We start from the raw sequence: 5099 nt of genomic DNA, 5'->3' as shown, positions 1-5099 counted from the left end.
CGGTACACCAAGGCAGCCAAGACCCGTATCCTGTATCTCACGACGCAGTGAAGCAGCTGGCCATCTATATGGTCGCCGCCGCCCCCCGGGCACAGCAGCGGCCCCTGGCACAGCGATTGGGTGTTGATCTTCGGCTGGCCCGGAAAAAACGCTTTTTTGATGGAAACCTGCGCTCAACCTTAAAAGATACCCTGATCGCTCACCGGGCATCACTCAGGCAAGACATCATCATCAGCCAAACAACCGGGACGCTGGAGAGCCAGATTGCCGCCATTCTGAATCAGACCGATCAACAGAAATCACAACAGATTCGGGAGTTACTGGCCACCCACTTTATTGATGATCAGTTACCCGGACCGTGTCAGGATCTGCCCGATGCCCTTCTTGCCCGACAGCGCCATCACTGGTCCCGGCAGGAGCGGCGTCTGGTGCATTTGGCCAGGAGGGTCCGGAAGCATCCCGTGGTGTTCCTGCAGGGTGAGGCCGGAGCCGGCAAGACTTTTATGGCCAGAGCCATTGCGGCCAGGGCTGGTTATCCAGACTGTCAGGTGCTTCAGCTTGGGCCCAACCACACCTCAGAAGCCCTGTTTGGTGGACCGCAGCTGGTGAGTTATTCAGTGGGCAATGGGGCGGAGGACCATGGCACCGAATTTTGTGAAGGGCCACTGCTGCTGTGGGCATTATCGAAAGATCCGCCCCTGCTGGTGCTCGATGAAGCCAACCTGGTGCCAGAGGGTCTGCTTGCCCCCCTGGTCGGTTTAACCCGGCAGCCGCCGGTGCTCCATTATCAGGGCCGGAAGTACGAACTGAACAACCGGCACCGGATTATTCTCACCGGTAATCCGGATCATTATTCGGGACGGCACCTGGATAACACGCTGAAATCACGGATTCCCACCTTCTTTTATAACCCCTTGCCGGACACCATGCTGGCCAACGCCATCATTCTGCCCAATCTACCGCAGGCCTGGCCTGAGCACCTGAAACAACAGGCCCGTGACCGGCTATTAACCCTGTACAACCAGTTCCGGGAGCTGCAGGGCCAGACCACACCCAGAGATATCACCGATGTGCTGGCCACCGTTCGCCAGATTCTCCGTCACTGTTCCGCTACCGGGGACGACACGCCAGCGCAAGTCAACGCCCTGATCAGGCGGGCATTTATGGACAGTCTGGCCGGTGCTGTAACCACGGAATACCAGCAACGGCTGAGAACCCTCAACGTCTGGTACCAGGGCCAGTTCAAGGAAGATCCGTCCCTTTTGGCGGGGGTTGACTTGAGCTTTACTGATTTTATCCAACGACTGCAGGCCGCCAACCCCGATGGTGACTTCTCTGCGGAGCCTGTCCGGCAGCTGGTCTACCACTACTGGCAAAGTCTGGACAAGGATGACTCGGGACGCACCGCCATGCTGGTGGAAGGGCCGGCGGGCTGGGGCAAGGATTTTGTGCTAAACAGAACCATCCGGCTCTGGCAACAACAGCAAGAGAGGAAACAACAGCCAGTACGCCCATTTGTCCATATCAATGCCAACCCGAACCAGTGGACCTCTTTGGCAGAAAGCGTCAAGCAAGCGATGAGCCGGGGGCAACTGATCGCCATCAGTGAGCTTAACCTGATTCCCAGCCACTATGTAGAAGGGTTGCTGAATAATGTGTTGACCGGCCATGCAGCACGGGGATTTCGCCTGTTTGCCACCATCAATCCCGGCTATTTTGCCGGACGGGAAGCGCTGAGCAAGGCCCTGACAAGCCGCTGCACCCAGGTCAGGCTGGCTGCCCTTACCCCGGAAGACCTGGCAAAGATGGTGCGGGGTTTGCCCAAGATACCTGATGGGTTGCCCAAGTGGCTGGCGGGTCACTTCCACCAACTGGCCACAGCACTGCATCAGCAGAACCGCCCGGTGCAACTGGCACTGAACGACCTGTTCAGCAGCGCCCGGCAGCTGGCCAGTCAGCGGCCTGAACATTGGCATCAGGCCTTGCGAAAACACCTGTCACTGCCCTTTCGTGCCTTGCAGACAACACTGCCTCCGCTGAAGGAGGATACCGCACGCCTGGAACGAATCCAGCAGGAAGAACAACGGCGCCGGGACCTTGAGACCATAGCCAATAGCATGCCCGGACTGTTGACGCCCATCACGGTAACATTCGGGCCTGAACTCCGTTGTGGTGACCGGGTAATCACGGTGACACCGGAGGCAACAGATCAGGACGTCATGACAGTTATGCAAGCCATGCAGCAAGACAGGGAGATCAGCCGCACCAGCGGCTCAACGGTAAAGCAAAAAAACCGGCATTTGGCTTACTCTGCCACATTTGGCGATATTGTGGCTTACACCCACCACAAGATCATCAGGTACTACCCGCAATATCCTTACAATGAGGACCAATATCGTCTCTCTTTTCTGGAGACCCGTCTGGATGAAGACGGCCGGTTGCGCAACTACCCCATCGACTGGACAGATGGCACGTTAACATCGGTGGCAGGATGGCCTGATGATACCGCCTGGCGAACCGACCTTGGCGCAGATGAACTGCCCGGCAAGTTTACGCTGATCCTGAATAACCAGTGGCAGCCCCTGCCTGCCCTGACACCCAAAGAGCAGCTCCGGGCACTGCGCTGTACCCCGAAAATACCCATTGAGCTGGCCCGAAGCGAGCTGACAGGGCAACTGTTAATCAAAAGTAAGGCATCCTCAGTGTCACCGGTAACGTTGGACTTTATCATTGCCCCCGGGCAAACCTATTTTACCCAACTGAGACCAGGCGAACCGCTGACATTACAAGAGGGATTGTGCAGTCAACGGCTTGCAGGCCTCCTGGCAGAGAATATTTTTTACTCCGAAACCAACACCTGCGAAGCCTATGCAGAGCTGCATGACATCGATGGGATCCCGGATATCCCGCAACGACTCAGGGCGTTGATGGGTTGGCTGGATACATTTTCCGATAGCAAAAATGTGACCGGGCAAGATGAACAGCTGTTGCTGAATATGCTCAGGGAGAAACAGGGGGTTTGCCGACAAAAGGCGATGATCTTCCAGGTGCTCTGCCACTATTGGGGTATTCCTGCCCGGCAAGTAAGGAATGTCGGGCACAGTTTTGTCGAAATCAGCCCCGATGGCGGCCGCACCTGGCGACAATACCAACTCGGTGGTGGCGGACAGGCCATTGAAGGTATCACAGAACCCGACTGGGGGGATTATCATCAACCAGACCAATCTGCGCTGAAGCCACCCGAGGAGTATGACTATTCCAACCAATTTACCGGTTCATCGCGAGACTTCTTTTATTTAATTGATAAGAATTTTGATTATCTTGCAAACCAATTACTGTTGAACAAAAACGAATCAGCTGTGACGGAGGTTATGCACACACTTGAAGATATCTACTCTGCATTCCACCGAGAACCTGTAAGCTCAAGCAATTACAGAGGGATTCAGAATAATTGGGGGATACTATTATCGCCACAAATGTTTTACCGGTTTGGTAAAAAAATAAATGAATGGAAAAGTATCATAGGAAAAAGCGCTTGGCTTATGGTAGATAATTTGGGCGATGATGCGATACATCATTTCATGATTTCGCCTATAAAGATATTATATCGCCTGATAGATGCACAAGAGCCTGATGTGCACTATTTGAACTGGCTATGTGATCTTTACCGATCCGTACCTGAATTTCTGAAATATGTATTATTGGCCATCTTACAGACGTTCTCTGAGTCCTGTGACTCCTGTCAGTTAAAAGACCAGGTAAAATTAATGCTTATGTCATATTCTTTAAGTCCCGAGAAACTTGCCATTGATGCTGAGGAACAAAAAACTGACAAGGTACGCTTATCAAAGCTCTGCACAGACTTTATCAAAACGATGACCATGAGCCACTCTCTTTTGGAGCAACTATCACAGCCTCGCATCCATCAACAACTCCACCACCAGCCTGTGGGCAACAGCATTATCATCCCTGAAAAGCTTATGTCCGGAGAGGCTGCTTTCCTGAACGTATCAAAATCTACAAGCTACAAACCCATTATCTTCGATTGTACTTCCTTACCAGACCAGGAGGTAGACGACAAGATTGCTGGATCAATAAAATCCGGAGTAAGGCCAGGAATTACCGAAATATCCATGAGTGAAAAGCATGTAGAGTTAAATGGGTTAATAAAAAAAATATTCTTTTATTGGCTGGCAGCACATCACATGAATGATACCACTTCTCCCGTTTGGCTGACTTGCTATTATGGTAACTATTCTAGGACAGTGCAGCCTTACATTGATAATTGGCTTACGCTTGATGACTGCAAAGTTGAGCCCATGGCCCGATTAAAATTACCCCCGGAACGTATAAAATACTGTTTTAACCAACCTTCCGCTGTCGTTCTTCAAACGGATGATTTGCTGGTCCTTTTAGATGAGTTTCTTGCATTGATTGCAGATTAAGAAAACAAGGAGAAGGAAACATTAGCAAACCGCTCAACAATGACTGCTCGATAAATGTTCATGCGTTTGCAGTGGAAGGAACGTTCTTATTATTTTGTTGTCCTTAATCTCATGACACCGACATTCATAAATCAGGCATGGATGATCAAATGGACAAAACAAAAAATGAAGTTATCAATTATCACTCCTTGCCAAGTCAAACAGTAAACTACTCCTCACCACATCAGGTGGGAAACATAAGGAAAATATCGGATTTTTCCGATGGACAGACAAATCTTCAGCAATCTTCATCAAAGCGATCAAGATTGATAGAACCCCAAAAAGTCCCAACGCCTGACTTAGGACAAAGGACAACAGCCGCCTGTCAAGTTACCTCTCACTTTCAAAGTAATCAATCCACCGCCCGCTCAATGGATCAGGAAGCGGCCCATCAGAGCCTGAGCACCGGTGAGTTCTATTTTGCCAATGCTCCGTTAACCCAACAGCGAATTATTGATCAATTACGCCATGAACAGCCTGCAACGTATTGCATTCGCGCGCTGGATGATCTGGAAAAACAGGGTCTGATGCAACAAACCTGGCTAGAGGGCGGCCAATTACAAAAAGCAGAAGGCCGACTGTTTACGGATGAGCCGATGACCCTGGTGTTTGACC

At 51.3% G+C, this 5099-nt stretch carries 2 protein-coding genes; both read left to right on the top strand.

Features of this window, described 5'->3' with window-relative positions:
• The first annotated feature begins 47 nt into the window (after positions 1-47).
• The gene (locus tag ACO6UY_RS23845; RefSeq protein ID WP_422491528.1) at positions 48-4445 is read left to right on the top strand and encodes an AAA family ATPase; all 4398 of its coding nucleotides are present in this window, start codon (positions 48-50) and stop codon (positions 4443-4445) included.
• A gap of 410 nt (positions 4446-4855) precedes the next feature.
• A partial coding sequence (locus ACO6UY_RS23840) for a hypothetical protein (protein WP_422491526.1) occupies positions 4856-5099 on the top strand: 244 nt, incomplete at its 3' end.

The organism is Endozoicomonas sp. ALE010 (assembly GCF_049310165.1).
Classification (GTDB): domain Bacteria; phylum Pseudomonadota; class Gammaproteobacteria; order Pseudomonadales; family Endozoicomonadaceae; genus Endozoicomonas.
This window is presented reverse-complemented; position numbering and strand designations above follow the sequence as displayed.